This window comes from Bradyrhizobium sp., from assembly GCF_049798375.1.
GTDB lineage: Bacteria > Pseudomonadota > Alphaproteobacteria > Rhizobiales > Xanthobacteraceae > Bradyrhizobium.
Window position 1 is genome coordinate 1 of record NZ_JBARGP010000778.1, and the last position, 4,088, is coordinate 4,088.

At 63.6% G+C, this 4,088-nt stretch carries 6 protein-coding genes; all 6 read right to left on the reverse strand.

Annotated elements, in window-relative coordinates; genetic code table 11:
• Positions 1-466, reverse strand: a 466-nt coding sequence (locus tag WA702_RS29785; protein WP_425114113.1) for an ABC transporter substrate-binding protein, incomplete at its 3' end; no start/stop codon positions are given.
• A gap of 111 nt (positions 467-577) precedes the next feature.
• Positions 578-1,336, reverse strand: coding sequence for an ABC transporter ATP-binding protein (locus WA702_RS29790; protein WP_425114114.1), 759 nt, complete (start codon positions 1,334-1,336; stop codon positions 578-580).
• Positions 1,333-2,151, reverse strand: a complete 819-nt coding sequence (locus WA702_RS29795) for an ABC transporter permease (protein WP_425114115.1) — start codon at positions 2,149-2,151, stop codon at positions 1,333-1,335. The genes WA702_RS29790 and WA702_RS29795 overlap by 4 nt, the downstream gene beginning before the upstream one ends.
• Positions 2,148-3,122, reverse strand: a complete 975-nt coding sequence (locus WA702_RS29800; protein ID WP_425114116.1) for an ABC transporter substrate-binding protein — start codon at positions 3,120-3,122, stop codon at positions 2,148-2,150. Before WA702_RS29800 ends, WA702_RS29795 begins: the two co-directional genes overlap by 4 nt.
• Positions 3,123-3,158: 36 nt before the next feature.
• Positions 3,159-3,626 carry an SRPBCC family protein gene (locus WA702_RS29805; RefSeq protein ID WP_425114117.1) on the reverse strand — a complete coding sequence of 156 codons (468 nt, stop codon included), beginning with the start codon at positions 3,624-3,626 and terminating at the stop codon, positions 3,159-3,161.
• 9 nt (positions 3,627-3,635) lie between these two features.
• On the reverse strand, positions 3,636-4,088 hold a 453-nt coding region (locus tag WA702_RS29810), incomplete at its 5' end, for an amidohydrolase family protein (RefSeq protein ID WP_425114118.1).

Genomic DNA, 4,088 nt, shown 5'->3' on the forward strand with positions numbered 1-4,088 from the left:
GCTTGAGCAGCATGTTAAACGGTCCCTGCGTGCCGCCGCCGATCACGGAGATGCCGACGGTCTTGCCCTTGAGGTCGGCGATGGTCTTGATCGGCGAGTCATCCTTGACCGCCCAATAGACCGAGAACCCGCCGGGCTTCTCGAACACGTGCTGGGCAACGATATAGGCCTTGAGGTTGCCGCCCTTGACGCCGTTGGCGAGCGACAGCGGCGCTTGCGTTGCACAATCGAGCGCGCCGGCCGCCAGCGCCTGCGTCATCGGCGCCGTGCCCTGAAACTGGGTCCATTCGATGTTGTAGGCCTTGCCAATATCGGGAAATTCGGCCGGACGTTTCATCATCCAATATTTGGATTCCTCGGCCGGAATGGTCCAACCGACGCGGATGGTCTGCTGCGCCAGCGACGGCCCCACGCTCGCCGCGATCGCGGCTATCGCAAGCGCCGCCACATCCCACAATTTCCGCATTTCGCCCCTCCACCCTGGAACCAAGAGGGGCCAAATGTTTCATGGCTGAAATAACGGCGCAAGCGCGGAAAGCATGACATCGTTCCCCGGCGCGGAAAGCAACGGCGCAGGTCAGGCCGCCAGCACGCTCTGGATCTGGCCTCGGATCGTCTCCTTCTCCGTGTCGGAGGCCGCCTTCGACAACGGGAGGTCGAATGCAATATTGGCCGGCCGTCTCAGCACCACGATGCGATCGCCGATCTCCAGCGCCTCGTTGATCGAATGGGTGATGAACACCGCCGTCTTGCCATTCTCCTTCACCAGCCTGACGAACTCGGCGCGCAGCGCCCGCCCGGTCATCTCATCGAGCGCCGAGAACGGCTCGTCGCACAACAGAATGTTGGCGTCGGTTGCAAAGGCACGCGCGATAGAGACGCGCTGGCGCATGCCGCCGGAAAGCGCATGCGGATAGTCATGCTCGTGGCCACGCAGGCCGAGCGTGGCGAGCCAGCGCATCGCGGTGTCGCGGCGCTGTTCGCGCGCGACATGCAGCATCTCCAACCCGAGCTCGACGTTCTGCAGCGCGGTGCGCCAGGGCAGCAGCCGGTCGTTCTGGAACACGATCGCGATCTTGCCGCGCAGCGCGTTGAAGTCCTGAAACGGATTGCAGCCGTCGACCGTCACCGCACCTGCGGTCGGCTCGGTGAGGCCGGCGATCATATTGAAGATCGTCGACTTGCCGCAGCCGGTCTTGCCGAGCAGGGCCAGCATCTGGCCTTCGCCGACATCGAGATTGAGGCGGTCGACCGCGAGGAAGTTCGCCGCCGCATCCCGCTTGCCGAAGGATTTTGACACGTTGGCGAGGCTGATCATGGCTGCAGTGTCGGTCATAGCGTGCGCTCCGAAACGGCCCGATAGCGGAAAGCAATGGCTTCGACGAAGCTCAGCACGCCCTGCGCGATCAGGACGAAGATGACGAGCTGCAGGGTCCAGGCAAGTGCGCCCGCCATGTCGAACACCTGCTGCTGCTGCAGCAGCTCGTAACCGACACCGCCGGTGGCGCCGACCAACTCGGCGACGACGACGACACGCGAGGCGTTGCCGAGATTGACTTTCCAAGCGGTGAGGATGTCCGGCAGGACCGCAGGAATGATCAGCACGCGGAACAGCTGCAGGCGCGTCGGCCGGAAGCTCATCACCATTTCCGTGAGATCGCGCGCCATGCCCTGCAACGCGGCCAGCACCTGGAAGGTGAAGGCCGGCAAGGTCGTCATCACCATGATGAAGAAGATGCGCGGCTCGATGCCATGGAACCAGATGATCGCAAACACCACCCAGGACAGCGCCGGGATGCCCTGAAACAGCGTCAAAATCGGCAACAGGAATTCGTTGACGGCGCGCGAGCGAAACATCAGCACCGCGAGCAGCGCACCGATCACGAAGGCGCCGGCGAGGCCGGCGAGAATGCGCCCGACGGTCGCGAGGACGTCGCTGAGCTGGCTCCAGCTCAGGAAGATATCGATGCAGCGGCTGAAGACATCGACCAGCGAGGGGAACAGGAACGGTGGGAAGAACTGCGATGCGACCTGCCAGAGCGTGGCAAGCACCACGAACGGCAAGACGTAAGTCAGCGCACGCCGGCCGACGGCCACGCTCCAGTTCGGACCGCCGGACACCGGCCCGTCGTGCTCACGCGCCATCGTCATTGCATCGGTCCGCCGTAAATGGTGGCATCCGAGGGATCGGACGGCAGGAACGCGATTGACCTGCCGGCATCGTACACCGAACGGATCTCCTTCTTGACCTCGGCCGCGGCACGAATGTTCATGCCGAGGCGCTCATTGGCGCGAATGATATCTGCGATCGCCTTGCGGTCCCCGTCATTGCCCTTGGGCGAGATCAGCTTCGCCGCGTCATCAGGGTGAGCGACGGTCCATGCGCCGGCATCCTTGTAGGCCGCATAGAGCTTCGGGATCAGTGCCTTGTGCTGCTCCGCCCAATCGACATGCGCGGCCACCCCGAGATAGGGGATGTTACGGCTCCCCGTTGCCTTCTCCCAGCTCTCTGCGATCTTCAGGTCGAGCAGCTGGATCGAGGGCTTCTTCGCATGCAGGGTCGTGTAAGCCGGCTCCCAGAGCTGAACCGCCGTGGCGCGGTCGGCGAGCGCGTAGCCGACGAGCCCAGGCGTCGCCGTGTTGACGACCGATAACTTCGATGTGTCGACGCCAAGCTGCCGCGCAAACCAGTCGAACATCACATAGTTGGTCGTGCCTTTGGCGGCTGCGATGTCCTTGCCTTCGAGATCCTTGATCGTCTTGATCTCCGGGCGCGACGTGACGACGGCGCCCCAGTAGTCGAATAGGTTGAACAGATAGGTGACCTTGACGCCCCTGATATCCGCGAGCCCGACGGTCAGCAGCGCGGCACTGCCGCCGACCTTGAACTCGCCGGAATTGAATTGGGCGGTGTAGGCGTCCGGCGTGCGCTCCTGAAAATCGATCGACATGCCGTACTTCTCATCGAGCTTCAGCTGCTTGATGACAGGCGGCAGAAAGGCCCCGAGTGACGGTGCGCCGAACACCACAATCGAGAGCTTTTCCAGCTCCTGCGCCGAGGCCGGCGTGATCGCCGAGACGGCCAACAGCAGGCTCAAGCCGATCTGATATCGTCTCCTCAAGTCACCCTCCCCTTCGCAGCCTTGTCCGGCTCTGTCTTATTCCGCGGCGCCGCTGATCGGCGCCTCGAACTCTTTGCGCAGCGCTACGAAGAAGCGCCCGATCAGATGTTTCGAGACGCTGGCGAGAATGCGCTGGCCGACGCCGGCGACCAGACCGCCGATCTCCCCCGTGCCCTTGTAGATCAGCTTCGCGCTGGTCGCAGTCTCGGGCTCGATGGTGAACTGTGCGGTGCCATTGCCATGACCGAGGCTGCCGGCGCCTGACACCTTGATATTGCAGGTCCGCGGCGGCTGCTTGTCGGAAAGCGAGATCTCGCCCTCGAACGAGCCGCCGACGGCCGCGACCTTCAACTGCATCTCGACCTTGTAGGTATCGGGCGCGATTTCGATCATCGCCTTGCAGCCGGGCACGCATCGCGTCAGCACTGCGGGATCGTTGAGCGCGATCCACAGCGCGTCGGCCGGGCCGGGAATGATTTCAGTGCCGCCGATATCGAGCTTCACGGCAATACCTCACAGTCCGAACAGCTTGGCCGCCAGCCCGCCATTGATGCTGGCGCGCTCGGCATCGGTGAAAGCGGTTTCCGCCACGATTTTCAGCGGCGCCAGATCGCCGATCGGGAACGGCATGTCCGAGCCCATCATGATGCGGCCGGCGCCGACCACGTCAGCGAGGTAACGCAGCGCCCGGGTGTCCTGCACGATGGTGTCGTAATACATCGCCGCCAATGCCGCATCGGGATCGCCGAGCTTGTCCTTGTCGAGCGAATAATTGCGGCGCAGACGGCCGATCACGTAGGGCAGCGCGGCGCCGCCGATGCCGGCGACGACCTTCATGTTGCTGAAGCGGGTGACGTGACCGGCATAGATCAGCCGCGACATCGCGATCAGCGTATCGGTGATGCGGCCGACCGCGTTCGCCATGCCGTAATCATGGACGCGATCGTCGCCGCTCTCGAACACCGG

Excerpts from the sequence above, each read along its gene's own strand:
- WA702_RS29790 (WP_425114114.1), bottom strand. The coding sequence starts at position 1,336 with ATGACCGACACTGCAGCCATGATCAGCCTCGCCAACGTGTCAAAATCC.
- WA702_RS29795 (WP_425114115.1), bottom strand. The coding sequence starts at position 2,151 with ATGACGATGGCGCGTGAGCACGACGGGCCGGTGTCCGGCGGTCCGAAC.